Origin of the sequence: Flagellimonas abyssi (assembly GCF_019457905.1) — a bacterium.
Lineage (GTDB): Bacteria > Bacteroidota > Bacteroidia > Flavobacteriales > Flavobacteriaceae > Flagellimonas > Flagellimonas abyssi.
In genome coordinates this window covers 113830-132026 of the sequence record NZ_JAHZSV010000005.1, presented here as the reverse complement: position 1 = coordinate 132026, position 18197 = coordinate 113830, and the positions used below count along the sequence as shown (strand labels likewise).

At 43.7% G+C, this 18197-nt stretch carries 15 protein-coding genes; 10 read left to right on the top strand and 5 right to left on the bottom strand.

The annotated features are described in order from the left end of the window. Window positions 1-38: 38 nt before the first annotated feature. Window positions 39-1571 carry a glucose-6-phosphate dehydrogenase gene (gene zwf, locus K1F36_RS05595; protein WP_220112922.1) on the bottom strand — a complete coding sequence of 511 codons (1533 nt, stop codon included), beginning with the start codon at window positions 1569-1571 and terminating at the stop codon, window positions 39-41. A gap of 165 nt (window positions 1572-1736) precedes the next feature. Here zwf and gndA point away from each other — a divergent pair, with 165 nt between their 5' ends. From gndA to K1F36_RS05545, 10 genes are all read left to right on the top strand, one after another. Further along, complete coding sequence (gene gndA, locus K1F36_RS05590; RefSeq protein ID WP_220112921.1) at window positions 1737-3146, top strand: NADP-dependent phosphogluconate dehydrogenase; 1410 nt, start codon at window positions 1737-1739, stop codon at window positions 3144-3146. Window positions 3147-3163: 17 nt separating this feature from the next. Further along, window positions 3164-3679 carry a DinB family protein gene (locus K1F36_RS05585; RefSeq protein ID WP_220112920.1) on the top strand — a complete coding sequence of 172 codons (516 nt, stop codon included), beginning with the start codon at window positions 3164-3166 and terminating at the stop codon, window positions 3677-3679. Further along, complete coding sequence (locus tag K1F36_RS05580) at window positions 3676-4530, top strand: ChaN family lipoprotein (RefSeq protein WP_220112919.1); 855 nt, start codon at window positions 3676-3678, stop codon at window positions 4528-4530. The genes K1F36_RS05585 and K1F36_RS05580 overlap by 4 nt, the downstream gene beginning before the upstream one ends. A gap of 75 nt (window positions 4531-4605) precedes the next feature. Continuing rightward, window positions 4606-6636 carry a S9 family peptidase gene (locus K1F36_RS05575; protein WP_220112918.1) on the top strand — a complete coding sequence of 677 codons (2031 nt, stop codon included), beginning with the start codon at window positions 4606-4608 and terminating at the stop codon, window positions 6634-6636. A gap of 11 nt (window positions 6637-6647) precedes the next feature. Next, entirely contained in the window at window positions 6648-7136 is a 489-nt protein-coding gene (locus K1F36_RS05570) for a YybH family protein (RefSeq protein ID WP_220112917.1), read from the top strand. A gap of 32 nt (window positions 7137-7168) precedes the next feature. Continuing rightward, window positions 7169-8203 carry an amidohydrolase family protein gene (locus K1F36_RS05565; protein ID WP_220112916.1) on the top strand — a complete coding sequence of 345 codons (1035 nt, stop codon included), beginning with the start codon at window positions 7169-7171 and terminating at the stop codon, window positions 8201-8203. 41 nt (window positions 8204-8244) lie between these two features. Next, a complete protein-coding gene (locus K1F36_RS05560; RefSeq protein WP_220112915.1) occupies window positions 8245-8775 on the top strand; it encodes a YybH family protein in 531 nt (176 codons plus the stop codon). Window positions 8776-8787: 12 nt separating this feature from the next. Next, the gene (locus tag K1F36_RS05555) at window positions 8788-9636 is read left to right on the top strand and encodes a helix-turn-helix domain-containing protein (protein ID WP_220112914.1); all 849 of its coding nucleotides are present in this window, start codon (window positions 8788-8790) and stop codon (window positions 9634-9636) included. Further along, on the top strand, window positions 9633-10553 hold the full coding sequence (locus tag K1F36_RS05550) for an amidohydrolase family protein (RefSeq protein WP_220112913.1): 921 nt from the start codon (window positions 9633-9635) through the stop codon (window positions 10551-10553). Before K1F36_RS05555 ends, K1F36_RS05550 begins: the two co-directional genes overlap by 4 nt. A gap of 17 nt (window positions 10554-10570) precedes the next feature. After that, a complete protein-coding gene (locus K1F36_RS05545; protein WP_220112912.1) occupies window positions 10571-11668 on the top strand; it encodes a serine hydrolase domain-containing protein in 1098 nt (365 codons plus the stop codon). 99 nt (window positions 11669-11767) lie between these two features. On the opposite strand, the gene K1F36_RS05540 is transcribed toward K1F36_RS05545, so the two are convergent. The 4 genes from K1F36_RS05540 to K1F36_RS05525 all read right to left on the bottom strand — a co-directional run bounded on the left by K1F36_RS05540 (window position 11768) and on the right by K1F36_RS05525 (window position 18106). After that, a complete protein-coding gene (locus K1F36_RS05540; protein WP_258538948.1) occupies window positions 11768-13195 on the bottom strand; it encodes a TolC family protein in 1428 nt (475 codons plus the stop codon). Then, window positions 13185-16457, bottom strand: a complete 3273-nt coding sequence (locus tag K1F36_RS05535) for an efflux RND transporter permease subunit (protein WP_220112910.1) — start codon at window positions 16455-16457, stop codon at window positions 13185-13187. Before K1F36_RS05535 ends, K1F36_RS05540 begins: the two co-directional genes overlap by 11 nt. A gap of 20 nt (window positions 16458-16477) precedes the next feature. Continuing rightward, complete coding sequence (locus K1F36_RS05530) at window positions 16478-17560, bottom strand: efflux RND transporter periplasmic adaptor subunit (protein WP_220112909.1); 1083 nt, start codon at window positions 17558-17560, stop codon at window positions 16478-16480. 144 nt (window positions 17561-17704) lie between these two features. Continuing rightward, window positions 17705-18106 carry a hypothetical protein gene (locus K1F36_RS05525; RefSeq protein WP_220112908.1) on the bottom strand — a complete coding sequence of 134 codons (402 nt, stop codon included), beginning with the start codon at window positions 18104-18106 and terminating at the stop codon, window positions 17705-17707. Window positions 18107-18197 lie beyond the last annotated feature (91 nt).

Here is an 18197-nt window from a genome sequence, read left to right as displayed (position 1 = left end):
CTTCTGACTTCTGACTTCTGACTTCTGACTTCTGACTTCTAACAGATTACGCAATACCCTGGATCATCTGCCAAGTTTTCCGAAGGATTTCTCCAATAACCATCTTCCTCGATTAAATCGTCTGCATTTTCGGGTCCCCATGCACCTGCGGCATAACCGTACATTCTAACGTCCTTACCTTTTTCCCAATAGTTAAGAATCGGGTCAACAAATTCCCAGGCCGCTTCTACCTCATCGGCACGTGCATACAACGTAGCATCACCTTGCATGGCATCCAACAACAAGCGTTCATAGGCTTCCATTACATAGGTTTCGGCCAAGTTGGCATAATAAAAATCCAAATTGGCCCGCTCTACCTTAAAGCCTTGACCGGGAACTTTTACCCCAAACTTAATCAGGATTCCCTCATCAGGTTGGATACGGATAATCAATTTATTATCCATTTCCTGCATTTCTGAACCCTTAAAAATTTGATGGTGCGGTTTTTTAAAGTGAATCACGATTTCGGTCACCTTGGTGGGCATCCGTTTAGCGGTCCGTACATAAAATGGGACGCCGTGCCAGCGCCAATTGTCCACATAAAATTTAATGGCCGCATAAGTCTCAGTAGTGGAATTGGGGTCCACCCCATCTTCCTCTCGATATCCCTTAACATCCTTTCCATCTATTTTGGATGCCACGTACTGGGCCCTTATCGTATTCTCAAAAAGCTCCTTTTCGTCCGTCATCACACGTAACGACTTTAACGCTTTTACCTTTTCATTTCGGATTTCTTCCGCATCTGCACCGATTGGTGGCTCCATTACCACCAACGAAACTATTTGTAATAAGTGGTTTTGGAACATATCACGGAGCGCACCTGATTTATCATAATAGCCACCGCGCTTCTCTACCCCAACACTTTCCGCATTGGTCACCTCGACCCGCTGAATGTAATTTCGGTTCCAAAGGGGTTCGAAAATGCTATTGGAGAATCGGGTCACCAAGAGGTTCTGCACGGTCTCTTTTCCGAGGTAATGATCTATTCGGTAAATCTGATGCTCCTTAAAATATTTGTGCAGTCCTTTGTTTAATTTTTGGGCCGTCTCCAAGCTATAGCCAAAAGGTTTTTCCACAATCAAGCGTTTCCAGCCATTGTTCTGTGTATTCATCCCCGCATCGGACAGATTGTGGGAAACCGTCTCGTACAAGGTCGGCGGAGTGGAAAGGTAGTAGATTATGTTTCCCGAGGTATCGTGTTTTTCTTTCAATGCCTCTACCCGTTTTCTCAAAGGACCATAATCCGTATCGTAACTATCGCCCAAATCCTCGTAATATAACTTGTCCGCAAAACCTTTTACCTTGTCTTTGTCAATATCCTTGGTTTTTTCGGTCAAATACTTGCTTTCATAAACCACGCGATTACGGAAAGCCTCATCCGAAAGGTCGCTGCGGCTTACACCGAGTACCACAAAATTCTCAGGCAGTTGTTTGGCCAAGTATAGGTTGAATAAGGAAGGTATCAATTTTCTAGCGGTCAAATCACCCGATGCCCCAAAAATAACGAGCATCTGATTATCGGTCTTTTTCATAGTTTTTTCGTTTTCTGGCGAGTTTACGCTCCTATCGGCACATTGATTTCAATATGACGTCAATATTTTTGAGCATCACGAATATAAGGTTTATTTTAGGTTCGTAATTCAAGAAACATCAACCTTAGTGATGTCTTAACACCTAAGAAGAAGAAAAAAAATAGAATGGCAGACACGTATGATTTTGGCCTTGTGGGCCTTGGAGTAATGGGACGTAATTTTATTTTGAATGTTGCCGATAACGGATTTACAGCATTCGGAAATGATTTGGATGAAGAAAAAGTAAGTGCATTGATCAAAGAAGGCGGCAATCCTGACAAAGTCAATGCTACTTCCGATGTTAAAACCTTTGTACAGTCTTTGACAACTCCCAGAAAAATAATGTTATTGGTGCCTGCCGGAAAAATAGTGGACAGCGTAATCGAAGGGTTGTTGCCGCACTTGGACCAAGGCGATATTATTATTGATGGAGGAAACTCCTTTTATACTGATACCGACCGTCGCGAAGCTTATTTAAAAGAAAAAGGAATCAACTTTTTTGGTGCTGGTGTCTCTGGCGGGGCCGAAGGTGCCCGAAAAGGACCAAGCATTATGCCTGGCGGTTCCAAGGAAGCCTACCAACATGTAAAGCCTATTTTTGAAGCTGTTTCGGCCAAATACGAAGGAGAACCTTGCGTGGCGTATCTGGGCCCGAAATCGGCAGGGAACTACGTAAAAATGGTCCACAACGGCATCGAATACGGTTTGATGCAGCTGACTTCCGAAATTTATGACCTTCTCAAAAAAGCAGGCGGACTTACCAACGATGAGCTCCACAAAACCTATTCCGACTGGAATGAAGGTCGGTTGCAATCCTTTTTGGTGGAAATCACTTCGGAAATCTTTGATCAAAAAGATGATTTGTCCGACAACGACCTTGTGGATATGATCTTGGACAAGGCCAAACAAAAGGGAACCGGAAAATGGACATCCCAAAACGCCATGGATTTGGGCATTCCCGTACCTACAATTGATATCGCAGTAAGTATGCGTGAAATCTCTGCACTTAAATCGGAGCGTATCAAAGCGGACGAATTGTACGACCGCCCTGCCCCAAAAGCGGTGGACAAGCAAGATTTTATAGCAAAAGCTGAGCAAGCCTTGTATTTCGCCTTCATCATTACCTATGCACAAGGCATGCACCAATTGGCCGATGCCTCCAAGGAATACGGTTACGAACTGGAACTGGGCGAAATCGCAAAAATTTGGCGTGCCGGCTGTATTATCCGTGCCGCGCTATTGGCCGATATTACCGAAGCCTACCAAGCGGATAAAGAGTTGCAGAACCTGTTGCTCTCTCCTTCTTTTGTGGAAAAAGTGCAAAGCACGGTGAATGCTGCCAGGGAATTGATCAGTTATGGAGCAGCCAATGGTATTCCGTTGCCAGGATTGTCCAATGCCCTCACCTATTTTGATGCCTACACCAGTAGTCGTTTGCCGTTGAACCTGATTCAGGCGCAGCGCGATTATTTTGGGTCTCATACCTACGAGCGTTTGGATCGCGAAGGTATTTTTCATACGGAGTGGGAACGATAAATTAACCATCAAAGCATATGTCTAGAAAAAGTTGGGTGTTTCCTTTTTTAATCGGATTTGTTCTATCCTGCTCTCAAAAGAAAGAGGGCGAGGACTTAAAACGTTTGGTAAAAGCTCAATTACAAAATACGCACACCAATGAGGAATGGTTTGCTCCCACAAGTGTTGCCCTTGAAGGTTTGACTTATGAACAAGCTATTTGGAAAGACAGTACCACCAATCATTCCATAGCTGAGTTGACTTCTCACATCGCTTTTTGGAATGAAATGAATTTAAGGTCGTTCAAGGGTTTGGAGATTCCAGACCAGGAGATTGTAAATGACGATACTTTTCAAACCCCCACTGAGGAGGAATGGCTTAAAACATTGAAGCGATTGGACAGCATCCAGACCGAATGGGAGGTCTCCGTTGAAAAATCGAACGACATCAAAATAAAAGAGTGGAGCGAGGAAATTATCAATATGAGTGCCCATACAGGTTATCATTTAGGGCAAATAGTGTATTTGAGGAAACATAAAGCCTGGTGGAAATGAAAAAATCGCTCTTCCTATTAACCTTTGTGTTGACATTTTTGACCGTATCGGCTCAAAAAGAGCCCTATATAATTTACAACGCCAAAGGAAAAAAGGTCTCCTATAAAAAAATGCTGAAGACTTTGGAGAAAAAGGATATGGTGCTGTTCGGGGAGCTGCACAATAATCCCATTGCGCATTGGCTACAATACGAGCTTACGGCCGACCTTCACAGCAAAAGACAGCTTATTCTCGGCGCTGAAATGATGGAAGCCGACAACCAAGACGAGCTCAACGATTATTTATCGGGGAAAATAGACTACAAGGCTTTGGATTCCACTGCACGACTCTGGAACAACCACAAAACCGATTATGCGCCATTGATAGACTTTGCCAAGGATAGCAGTTTGGTTTTTGTGGCATCCAACGTACCCAGACGCTATGCCAGTTTAGTCTACAAAGGTGGAGGGTTCCAAGCGCTGGACACCTTGTCACAAGAAGAAAAAAGATGGATTGCCCCCTTGCCCATAACCTACGACCCCGAATTACCAGGGTATCGCAATATGCTCAAAATGATGGGGGAACATGCAACACCTTCACTTGCAATGGCACAAGCATTAAAAGACGCCACAATGGCCCATTTTATACTTCAAAATTACAAAGAGGGTGCTTTGTTCCTTCATTTTAACGGAGCATACCATTCAAATGATTATGAGGGCATTCTTTGGTATTTACAATTGCAACGACCCGAATTGGAATACGGAACCATTTCAACTGTTTTGCAAGAAGATGTACAAAAGCTACAAGAAGAGAACTACCATATTGCTGATTTCATCATTTGTGTAGACCAAGACATGACCACTTCCTATTAATTCACCTACTTTTTAATCGGGATGTCCCTGCAAGGGATAATTTGCTTATTTTTAGGGAACTAAACAACCAACCTCATGAAAAGACTACGCATCACTTTGCTGCTGCTTGTGGCCATAAATCCTTTAGTATTTGGTCAAGTGCAGTCCAATCTGGAGTTATTGGATATCTTCAACATGGAATATGTCTCAGACCCCCAGATTTCTCCTGATGGCTCAAAAATTATCTATGTTCGCAATTTTAAGGATGTAATGACGGACCGAAACCTTTCCAACTTATGGATCATCAATTTTGATGGCTCCAACAATCGACCATTGACCACGGGCAACCATAACGATTTCGCCCCAAGATGGTCTCACGATGGCAAAAAAATAGTTTTCAAATCCAATATGGCGGATGATAAAATGAAGCTGTACCTTATGTGGTTGGATACCAAGGAAACTATGGCCCTCACCAATACACCACAATCCCCAGGCTCCGTTTCTTGGTCACATGACGATAAGCACCTAGCCTTCAACATGTTTGTGCCCGAAACGAATAAATCCATCATAAAAATGCCGGGCAAACCAGAAGGGGCCAAATGGAACGACCCACCAAAATACATCGACAAAATGAACTACCGTGGTGATGGTGCCGGGTATTATAAAGGAGGTAATTCCCAACTGTTCACCCTGCCAATTAGCGGAGGAACCCCAAAACAGCTCACCTTCTCAGAGTTTGACCATGGAGGACCCATATGGGCCAAGGACAACAGTCATTTATATTTTAGTGCCAACTTCCATAAAGATGAAGAATTTGAACCCGCGGATAGCGAAATTTATAGCATCAATATAACTGACGGAGAAATTACCCCCCTCACCGACCGATATGGTCCCGATGGGAACCCTGTATTGTCGCCAGATGGTTCCAAAATCGCCTATTTGGGTTACGATGACCGTCTACAAGGTTACCAAGTTACTCGTTTGTATGTTATGAACACCGATGGTTCCGATTCCCAATTGATATCCGGCGATTTTGACCGTGATGTTGAAGATATGGCCTGGAACAGTAAGGGCAATGGCCTTTATTTGATATATACCGACAAAGGTATGGGCAAATTGAGTTCGATCAGCCTATCGGGTAAAGTAGATGAAATTACCGATGGTTTGGGAGGCCTATCTTTGGGAAGACCTTACAATGCGGCCAGTTTTTCAGCCTCTGAGAACAACAAATTTGCGTATACCCTGGGTGATACATCGCATCCTTCTGATTTGGGTGCGGCAGACACCAAAAGTTCCAACCGGTTAACAGCAGTCAACGATGACCTCTTTTCCTTTAAAAAATTGGGCAAAGTCGAAGAAATGTGGTGGGAGTCCTCCTATGATCAACGTAGAATACAAGGTTGGGTGGTAACGCCCCCAGATTTTGACCCATCGAAAAAATATCCGATGATCTTAGAAATTCACGGTGGACCTTTTACAAGCTACGGTGCGGTTTATTCCGCCGAAATCCAAGCATACGCCGCCGAAGGGTATGTGGTGCTCTACACCAACCCTCGTGGAAGTACCAGTTACGGCGAAGAATTCGGAAACCTGATACACCACGATTATCCCAATCACGATTATGAAGATTTGATGTCGGGAGTAGACGCACTTTTGGAAAAAGGCTACGTAGATGAAGAAAACCTGTTTGTCACCGGTGGTTCCGGAGGTGGAGTGCTTACGGCATGGATCGTGGGCAAAACAGACCGTTTTAAAGCCGCCGTAGTGGCCAAACCTGTTATCAACTGGACCAGTTTTGTGCTCTATGCGGATGGGGTACAGTTTTTCTCCAAATATTGGTTCGGTAAAAAACCTTGGGAAGACCCAGAAAACTATATGCGACGCTCCCCCCTCACCTATGTGGGCAATGTGACCACTCCCACCATGCTATTGACCGGTGAAGAGGATTACCGTACACCGATTGCCGAATCTGAGCAATTCTACGCGGCATTAAAATTGGAGAACGTGGAAACCGCCATGGTACGGATTCCAGGCGCAGGGCACGGTATCGCCAACAAACCCAGCAACTTAATTGCAAAAATCGCTGCTGTATTGGCATGGTTTGACAAATACAAAGAAGACGAATAAAACCAAAAAGGATGAAAAACGCAGTGATCCTTCTTTTAGTTTTGGCCTTGATATCCTGCGGAGAAAAACAGGACAAGGTGGTCGTGAAGCCTGTACAGACCAATGAAATTGATGTGGAAGCCGAATTGGCAAAAATTGAACAGGTGCGAAAATCCTTCGAACAGACAGTGAAGGAAAGACGTTACGAAGATCTGGGAAAGTTTACCACAGAGGATATGATTTCTATCGGTCCTGGCAGTGAAGATTGGATTGCCTATAGAAAATTGAGAGAGCAACACGGAAACAAATTCCGTTATGACAGCATAAAAATGAACCCCAAGGAAACCGTGATACTGTCCGATACCATGGCTTACGATTTCGGGATAAGTTCCGTGTACTATACCGATGAAAGCGGAACTGTCCATAAAATGGAGGATACCTTTATGGTCATTATGAAAAAGACCAAAGACGGCGAATGGAAGTTGCACAGGGAACTTGCATCGTCGTTGGTAATAGATTGATTTTCAAACCTATAACAGTAAACATTCCGACAATGAAACCATCTGTAAAGAACAATGTGTTCCTTGCAATTTGTATTTGTCTCTTAGGATGTTCCCCCAGTACAAAAGAAAAAAGCGAGCCAAACCAGAAAAGGGCCTATCAAGGACCCATAATCGATATGCACCTCCACGCATTGGAGGAAAACGAACTCTCGCCGGAACCCATGGCGATGTGCACTCCCCTATCCACCATTGTGCAACATTTTGACCCACAGAATGATTTTGGGGATGTCTTTTGGGGCAAAGCAGCAAATCCCGATTGCGAAAACCCCTATTGGTCTCCCGTTACCTACGAAGAGTATGTGGAAAGGCTGAGCAATCAGGTAGAAAAATATAATATTACGGCTATAACAAGCGGTAGCCTTCCCGCAACCAAAAAATTGATAAGTCATTTTCCCGATAAGTTTATCCGAGGAATCCAATTTCGAATAAACCGGGACAGTATTCCTGTGGACAGCTTGCAATCGTTGATAGAAACTGAAGGACTGAAAGTATTGGGCGAAATAAGCAATCAATATGTTGGGATTGCACCCAACGACCCAAAAATGTTCCCTTATTATGCCTTGGCAGAAGAAATGGATGTTCCTGTTTTGCTTCACATGGGGAGTGGTCTTCCAGGGACGCCTTTATTTTTAAATCCAGAATACCAAGTCGCCCATTCCAACCCATTACTACTGGAAGAAGTGCTGAAAAAATATCCTAAGATGCGGATATCCATTGCACATTATGGGGAGCCGTTCATTGATGAACTCATTGCGATGATGTACCACTATCCGCAGCTTTATGTGGATTTGGGAGGTATCCAATGGTGCTATCCCCGTGAATATTTGTACCAGAGCCACTTGAAAAAAATGGTTGATGCGGGCTTTGGCAAGCGGATCATGTTCGGTTCGGATATGATTATTTGGCCAGAACTGATAGACGAATCCATCGCCATCATAAATGATGCTGATTTTTTGACCTACGAACAGAAAGCAGATATCTTTTATAATAACGCAGCCAGATTTTTAAGGCTGCCCCATGATTAAAACAATGCTAACTTTTCAAATAACCCATTAACTATATTATTATGAAACATCAATTCATATTTGGCATCGCAACATTACTGATTATTGTTTTTGCCACCAGTTGTGAGCAACCCACCCCTAAACCGATGTCAGGAGAAGCATATTCCGCTGAAATTCAAAAAATTATTGAAGAAAAGAATGAAAAAATCGAAGGATTTTATGCTTCGGGCATGATCGACTCCGCAGCCGTACATTTCGCCGACAACAGTATCCAGTTTATGCCCAACCAACCTGCTGTTATCGGGGTCGAGAACTATAAAGCCGCTTGGAAACAGAACATTCAATTTGGAACATGGGAATTCGACCTTAATACGCAAGAAGTGAAGGCCAGTGGTGATTTGGCGACGGAATACGGCAAATACACCATGATATTTACACCAAATGAAAACTCGCCGATTCCAGCTATGGAAGATAAAGGCAACTATATGGTGCTCTGGGAAAAAATGGATGGAGATTGGAAAGTGGTCTGGGATGCTCCCGTTACCGAATTGCCGTTGCCAGGCCAAACTCCAGACTCAACTATGGTAGAATAAGTAGGCTCCAAAATGATTCAACAACTCCACATACCTAAAAATCCAACACTTTTACAGGTCGTAAAGTTTATGACCTATGTGGAGTTGACCCAAGAGGATATCTTAGAGGGTAGAACAGCCATATTTCCGAATGCGACCACCAATATTTTGTTTTCTTTGGATGAGGAGATACTGGTCAACAAAACCTCATCGGCCCATTCCATTTATACCTCCTGCAGCTCCACCGTGTTCTTTAAACCTTATGCTGGAATGAAGTTCATGACCATTCAATTTAGTAGTTACGGGCTTTCCTATTTAAAAAAAATACCTGCTTTCGAGTTACTGGACACGTTGAGCGAGTTGGATATCATTTTTCCTGCTAGCGAGATCGAGCAAATCGCCAACCAACTTCGAGAATGTAAATCCATCGGAGAGAAGTTTTCCTTACTGGAAATATTCATCAGCAAAAAAATGGGATTTCCAGAAATTGATCCCAGGCTCCCCTGTGCACTGCAACTTTTGAATTCCGAAAACTCGATCTCTATTGATACGTTGAGCCAGTCCCTTTGCATTTCAAATCGAGGACTGCAAAAGTTGTTCAAAAAACATATTGGAATGAGTCCTGCATACTACCGAAAGATCATTCGCTTCAACAAGGCCGCTCAATTGCTTTCAAGCGATTCGAATAGCTCTTTGACCGAGATTTCCTATGCATGCGGTTATTTTGACCAGGCACATTTCATTAAAGATTTTAGGGAATTTGGAGGAATCTCCCCTTCCGAGTTCTTACGGTTCAAATCAAAGAGTTCGGATTTTTACAATTACAGAATTTCTGAATCGGATACCTTGGTTGCACTCAACGACCAGTACATCAAATCATGAAGAAAATTTTAATCGGGTTGGTACTATTCTCCTTTTGGGGAACCCTGCACTCCCAAAAATACATAGGCCCCATAATAGATATGCACCTGCACGCCTACAATCAGGAACTGGGCAGCATGATGTTCGGTATGGACCATCCAAATCCATTGAAAAATGAAATGTACAAAGGCGTAAAAACACCCGAGCAGCTAAAAATCGAAACCTTTAAAAAAATGGATGAGCACAACATTGTGTTGGCACTCACCTCCGATGGTCAATTATGGAAAGCCGACAATCCTGAACGCATATTGGTAAGCGGACGAAATATGCCCCTTGAACAGTTGAAAACGATGGCCGAAAAAGGAGAATTGGTTGCCATTGGTGAACTAAATCCGTTTTACGGCGGTGTTACCGCAGATGATGCCTCACTAGAACCATTGTTCGATTTAGCCGAAAAAGCCAATCTACCCGTGGGCTTCCATATTATGCCAGGAGGGCCACCTGGTGGACTTTACCATTTGGGAATGAGTGAAATCAGGGTAAAAAATGCCAACCCAAAACAGTTGGAGGACGTATTGGTCGCCCATCCAAACCTAAAGGTTTATGTAATGCACGGGGGATGGCCTTATTTAGAGGATATGAAAGCTATGCTGTACATGCATCCGCAATTGTATTTGGATGTGGCCGCGATTGACTGGGTATTGCCCAAAGCGGAATTCCATAACTTCATTAAAGGTTTGGTGGATTCAGGTTTCGGTAACAGAATCATGTTTGGCACCGACCAAATGGTATGGCCTGAGACCATCGATATTGCGGTGGACGCCATCAATTCGGCAGAATTTCTGACACTGGAACAAAAAGAGGACATTTTTTATGACAATGCCGCTGAGTTTTTGGGACTGTCCCAAACGCAAATTGACAATCATAAGAACCCATAAAACATAAAATTTGATAGATGAGGGTCAACTATTTTATATGTGTTTATTGTTTTTTTATCGTGTCCGTAAGCTTTGGTCAACTTACCAAAGAGGATGCGCCCAAAATCGAGGCCTTTGCCAAACAACTTTTTGATGAAGGAAAAACCCACGGTGCCCTGTTGGTTGCCGAGGGAGAAAACATAATTTATGAAGGAGCGTTCGGACTTGCCGACCGTAGCCTGAACATTCCCAACTCCCCTAAAATGCGATTCTGGGATGCAAGCGTGGGCAAAATGTTTACGGCTGTATTGATCTTACAACTGCTAGAAGAAGAAAAAGTCCTTTTGGGAGACCCCATATCCAAACACCTTCCATGGTTCAAGCATAAAATGGCCGATAAAATCACCATCCACGATCTATTGAGCCACCGTTCCGGGTTCTCGAGTCAAGTTTATGAGGAAAGAGCGAAAGCGGAGCACGACCAAAAAAGCCAAAGGAGTATTCTGGAGCAAAAAATTGCAAAAACAGCTTTGGCATTCGAGCCGGGCACAGCATTTTTATACAGCAATACAGGATATGTGCTTCTTTCTGAAATTGTAATGGCTCATTTGGGGGATGATTACAATGTCATTTTACAGGAAAAAATCTTTAAGCCTCTACATATGTCGGACACGTATTGGTCCGCTCCCATTTATGGGCCAAGCATGCCCGTTTATTATCTTGAAACAGGCGAGCCATTGCTACCGGCAAAGGAGCTTGATTTTACCGGTCCTGGTGGGGAAAAAACCACCTTGCAGGACTTGCATAAATTTATGATGGCCGTTGGAACGGATAAATTGATTTCAAAACAGTCTTGGGCTCTCGCATTTCAGCCCCATTCCCTGCCCGAAGAAGCAAAAAGTGGATGGGGACCTCACCAAAGTCCATACGGCTATGGTTTTAGCTTGATCGATTTCCCGTATATGGGAAATGAGTTTGCTGCAACGGTCAGTCACGGTGGAGCTTCGGCCGGAACTTCCAGCTATGCACTTCGTTTTATTGACAACGACCGTATTGTTGTGCTTTGGAACAATGAATTTAAAAATCCGGTACTATTTGAGCTTTATCAAGCTTTAAGCGATATCGCCACAAAATAATTCATCATAAAATCAGAATCCCGGTTTACAATTGTAAACCGGGATTCATTTTGGGTAAATCAATAGCCAAGACAGCAGGTAAAGCTATCGATTTGGGACTTAATTCCAGCCGCCGCCCAAGGCGCGGTACATATTTACCTGGGCCAACAACTGGTCTTTTTTGGTCTCTACCAATTCCATTCTGGATTCCAGGGCCTCTCGCTGTGCCAGAAGTACTTCGATATATTCAACCCTTGCGGATTGGAATAAACGAGTTGACAAGTCTATAGATTCCGTCAATGCCTGTACCTGACCATTTTTTAATTCATAGCTCTTTTTTAAGTTATCAATATTTGATAACTGATTGGCCACTTCGATATAACCATTCAAAATGGCCTTTTCATATTCGAAGACCGCTTGTAACTGTCGGGCCGTAGCATTCTTATACTGGGCCTTTATCGCATTTCGGTTAATCAATGGTGCGACCATATCACCAATGGCCGAATAGATTACCGATTCCGGGGTTGTGGTCAAATACTTGGTATCGAAAGCTTCTAATCCCAAGCCAGCTTTAATGGTAAACTGTGGATAAAAATTCGCTTTGGCAGCTTTGGTGTCCAGTTTGGCCGCTGCCAATTCATATTCAGCGTTTCGAATATCTGGACGGTTCCGCAGCAACTGTGAGGGTATACCGGCATAAATGGTATCAATGGGTGTGTCGATAAAACCATCGGACGCCCTTTGAATATGCTGAGGAGTACGACCCAACAAAAAGTTCAATCGGTTCTCTGCCTCTACAATTTCCTGCTGAATTTCGTATTTATGGCTTTGGTTTTTCATCACTTCTGCCTGAAAACGCTTTACCGCCAATTCCGTGGCACGGGCAGCCTGCTTTTGCAGTTTCACCATACGCAACGCATTCTGCTGAATCTCCAGGTTTTGGTCGATAATGGCCATTTGGTTGTCCAAGGCCATTAACTCGTAATAGGAGTCGGCAATTTCCGCAACCAGATGGGTCACCATAAAGTTCTTGCCCTCTACGCTGGATAAATATTCGTAAATAGCTGCTTTTTTCTCGTTACGGAGTTTTTTCCAAACGTCCAATTCCCAAGTGGCGAAGGCCCCGACCATATAATTGGTCAGGGGCTCGGGAAACTCTTCGTCTTCCTTCACCTCAAGGTTTTTTTCCACAGTTCCATTTCGGGTATATTCACCTACTTTCTCTACCTCGGCACCTGCCTGAAGGTTGACAAAAGGCAGATACTCCCCTTTTTTGGCCTGAATCCTATTCTGGGCCATATCTACCTGCTGCAGCATAATGTTCAACTCTTGGTTCTTCACCAAGGCCGAATCTATCAATGCAATCAGGTTGGGATCTTTAAAGAACGATCTCCATTCCAACAAACCGGTATTCGTGGTATCGGAGGATTGATTTTGATATACCTCTGGGACCGTAACGTTCTCATCCCTTATCTCGCGAGTGGGCACGCAGGAATAGAGGGCCACCATGGCTATGATTCCAACTAAAAGTGATTTGCTATGCTTCATCTTGGTTGCCTTTTTTATTCTTATTTCCATTTTTTGGAGTCGTCATTTTTTTCAAACGTTGATTCATCAAGCGCAGACGGGCCTTCAATTTGAAAACCGTGTCGTTTCGATGAAAAAACTCTTCCGACATTGGTTCATCATGCTGATCCTTGATCAAACTTTTTCCATCCGCCATTTTTGCAAATATGAAGTATAGGCCGGGAATCAATAAAACCCCAAATAACGTTCCTACAATCATACCTCCCATTGCAGAACCACCAATGGTCTTATTTCCTATGGCCCCTGCTCCCGTTGCGATTACTAGGGGAATCAACCCGGCAATAAATGCAAAGGATGTCATCAAAATGGGACGGAAACGCTGTCTGGCACCTTCAATGGCAGCATCGAGTACCGTAGAACCTTCGCGACGTTTTTGCACTGCAAATTCCACGATCAATACGGCATTTTTACCCAACAATCCCACCAGCATGATAATACCGATCTGCGCATATACATCATTGGCCAGCCCCATCGCCTTCAAGAGGAAAAAGGAGCCAAAAATACCAACGGGCAGCGACAGGATAACTGCCAAGGGCAACAAGAAACTTTCGTACTGCGCGGCCAAAACGAGGTACACGAAGATGAGTACGACTATAAAAATGTAAAGTGATTCATTTCCGCGCTGTGCTTCGTCATAGGATAGTCCCTCCCAAGCGATATCGTACCCTCTTGGCAAGGTTTGCTCTGCGACCTCTTCAATGGCCTTAATGGCGTCCCCACTTGTATATCCGGCAGCCGGCAAACCGCGAATGGCTGCTGAGTTGTAGAGGTTGTATCTGGTAATCTCATTTGGGCCCAATCTTTTTTCCATGCTCATAAAGGCCGAATACGGCACCATTTCCCCTTCCTCGTTTTTCACAAAAAGCTTTTCCAAATCAGAAGGAAGAGCCCGATATTCTGGGGCTGCTTGGGTATACACTTTGAAAAACCTACCGAAACGGATAAAGCCTTGTTCATAGGTACTTCCGATAAGGATGTTCAGGTTTTCCATGGCTTTTCCAATGGATACCCCTTTCTGCATGGCGGCCTTATTATTGATTTTGAGCTCGTACTGTGGATAATTGGCCGCGTAGAAGGTGAACAATCCCTTCAACTCTTCACGTTCTCGCAAGGCATCCATAAAATCGTTGTTGATTCGCTCAAACTCATGATAGTCGGTTCCGTCCGTTTTATCCAATAAACGCATGGAAAAACCTCCTGAAGACCCAAACCCGGGCACCGCTGGGGGCTCAAAGTATTCGATAACCGCCCCGAGGTCCTTGGTTTCTTCCTCCAGCTCTTCCATAATCTCGTGAACGGAATGTTCTCGTTGCGACCATGGCTTAAGGTTGATCAAACAGGTACCGGCGTTGGAACCCCGACCTTCGGTCATGATTTCGTAACCAGCCAACGAAGAAACGGATTCCACGCCTTCGGTCTCCTCACAGATAGCCTGAAGCTTTCTGGCAACCTCGTTCGTTCTTTCCAAAGTGGCACCCGGAGGTGTCTGGATAATCGCATAGATCATCCCCTGATCTTCATTGGGGATAAATCCTGCGGGAAGGGTTTGATTGGTAAAGAAAATACCTGCACAAAAGGCTATCAATACCCCAAAGGTCACGACCCTTCGGTTCACAATCTTGCTCAATATGTTGATGTATCTTCCTGTGAGTTTCTCGAACCTTCTATTAAACCAATCTATAAATCGGTTAATGGGTGATTTTTTTCTTGGTTTACCGTGATTGTTCTTCAGCATCATAGCACAGAGAACCGGTGTTAAGGTAAGTGCAACTACGGCCGAAATAATAATCGACCCCGCCATGGTAATGGAAAACTGTCTATAAAATACACCGACAGGTCCTGTCATAAATGAAATGGGAATAAATACGGACACCATCACCATGGTAATGGCGATAATAGCGCCACCTATTTCCCCCAACACTTCATAAGAGGCCTTGTAAGGTGTCAGATTCTCCTTTTCCATCTTCATATGGACGGCTTCCACCACAACAATGGCGTCATCCACCACAATACCAATGGCCAGAACCAGCGCAAATAGTGTAATCAGGTTAATGGACAGCCCAAAGAGCTGCATCACAAAGAATGCACCTATAAGGGATACGGGCACGGCAATGATAGGAATCAAAGTGGAACGCCAATCGCCCAAGAAGAGGAACACTACTACCGCTACTAGAATAAAGGCATCCCGTAACGTATGTAAAACCTGCTCAATGGAAGCATCCAGAAAGTTGGAAACGTCATAACTAATTTTATAATCGATTCCCGGTGGCATTTCCTCCTCAAGCTCTACAAGCTTTTCCTTTACAGCATCAATTACATCGCTACCGTTACTGCCAAATGTTTGTTTTAGGACTATTGAAGCGGACGGGTCTCCATCCAAGTTGGAATAAATATCAAAGAACTCACTTCCAAGTTCCACATCGGCAACATCTCCTAGTTTTAATAGTTCACCTTCACCATTCGCCTTAATAATGATGTCCTTGTACTGCTCGGGTTCGTTGTACCTATCCTGATAGACCAGTACATATTCCAGCGATTGCGCCCTTTTTCCGGAGCTACGCCCAACACGTCCGGGACGAGCCAAAATACTCTGTTCCTCCATTGCGGTTAGGATTTCCTCGGCGGATACATCATAGGCTCGCATGCGGTCTGGTTTTAACCAAACACGCATTGCAAATTTGCGGCTACCCAAAATTTGGGCACTTGCGATACCATTGATTCTTTGTATTTCGGGAATTATCTTGGTGTATGCGTAATTGTAGAGAAACTTTTCATCATTGTTCTTGGCATCGCTGTACAGGTTAACGTACATCAACATACTCGGCTGTACGGGGGTAATGATAACCCCTTCGCGTTGTACTAGTTCGGGCAATAACGGCATTACTTGGTCTACACGTGTCTTGACCCGAACAACAGCTTGGTTGGGGTCGGTCCCCGGTTCGAAAATGACACGCAACGTTCCTTCACCAGCACTGGTGGCATCGGAAGCGATATAGCGCATACCCTGTACCCCGTTTATTGAGGTTTCCAAAGGAATAAGGGTTGATTTCACCAACACATCGGCACTTGAACCTGGGTAAGCAATAAAAATATTGACCGTGGTCGGCGCGATTTGTGGAAACTGCGAAATGGGCAGTTGTTTTATGGCCAACAGTCCCGTAAATACAATTATGACCGAAATCACAATAGCCAATACAGGTCTGTGTATGAATTTTTTAAACATTGTAAAAGATTATGGGATTGTTACTCAGAATATAACTCAAGGTGCGACAACACGGATTCGGGTTTTTCAAATTGATAATGAATCTTTTCCCCGTTCCTTACCATCCGGATGCCTTCCAAAAGTACCTTATCCTTTAAAGAAAGGCCTTTTTCAACCACGAATAGGTGCTGTAACTCTGCGCCAACTGTAATTTCCCTTTGCTGTACCTTGTCGTTCTCATCGATTACAAAAACAAATTTTTTGTCCAATACTTCAAATGTTGCCTTTTGCGGTATGAGCATTGCTCCGTCCAAGGGAACGCGCATTAAAATACTTCCTGTTTCACCATGCCTAAGAATGCCATCAGGATTTGGGAATGTGGCTCTAAAGGCAATGTTCCCCGTTTCGTGGTTAAACTCTCCCTCAATGGTCTCGACCACCCCGGGTTGATTGAACTTTTTATTGTTGGCCATTAAAAGTTCCACCTGTTGTTTCTCGTTCTTTTTGGCACTAATAATATAATCCAGATATTCTGCTTCGGGCACATTGAAATAGACCCACATTTGTGAATTATCAGAGAGTCTGGTCAGCAGCTCTCCTTCGTCCAACAAGCTACCTTCCCTAACTTCAAGATGATCCATTATACCATCGAACGGAGCATTGATATTGGTAAAACCCAAGTGGGTCTCAGCCAATGCTACTTCCGCTTTGGCCCTATCATACTCAGCCTTCGCCATGGCCAGCTCATTGGCGGATACTACTTCACCATCTGCCAATAATTTGGTGTTTTGGTATTCTATTTCGGCAACCTCTGCCTCTGCTTTGGCTTTTTGTAGGTCGGCTTGGTACACATTGGGCATGATATGGAACATACGCTGTCCCTTTTTTACGAATTGCCCTTCATCTACATAAATGTCCTGTAGATAACCCTTTTCCAAGGCCCTTAATTCGATATGCCGAACGGAATGAATTTGGCAAACATAGTCCTTGGTTATAGAAGTATCCAACTGTATTGGACTTGAAACCAAATATTTGGTTTCTTCTTTGTTCTCGTGCTTTTTGGATTCGCAGCTCACATAGCACATCGCTACTAGCAAGCCGATGAAGATGGAAAATCTCCTCATAGTTTTACTGGTTTAAAAAATATTTAGAAAATGGTCAAGGGAAGTCCGAATCCATATAAAGGGACCTGCCCTTGGTTATTGATTGTTACCCAAAGGTTTGTGGATTCAACAAAGCACAGGTTCGGCTTTGCTTAAATGATAATTCTAAATTCGGAAAACCTGAAATCTAACATGCTTCTTTATGGGAGAAGAGGATTTGGGATGTTCCAGCCCAAAATTGGTGTTAGATTCCAAAAACAATTGCCCCCAAGAGGCGCAAAATAAATTGGCAGTAAAAATACTGCCATACTCAAAAGAAAAACTATGTGATGCTACTTCTTCCTCACGTTCATCCTTTTCTTCTATATCTATTTCAGCACAGTGTCTTTTTTCGTGCCCTAGCTGCAATAGATTATAGGTAGCTGAGGAATGGTGATTCTCTAAGTTTTGAAGATAGCAGACATTGTCCGCAACTGAAGATTGTTGCGAATCAGCATATAAGTTTATGAATCCCCCTAACAATAGGAGAAAGAGTGGAAACAAATATTTTGCGAATGCCTTTTTCATTTCGGGGAACAAAGCTATGTTACCCAGACTTCTCGAGCAAATAGTAGTTGTTAATTATGGTTAAAATCGATTAGCGGGCTATTTTTCTTGA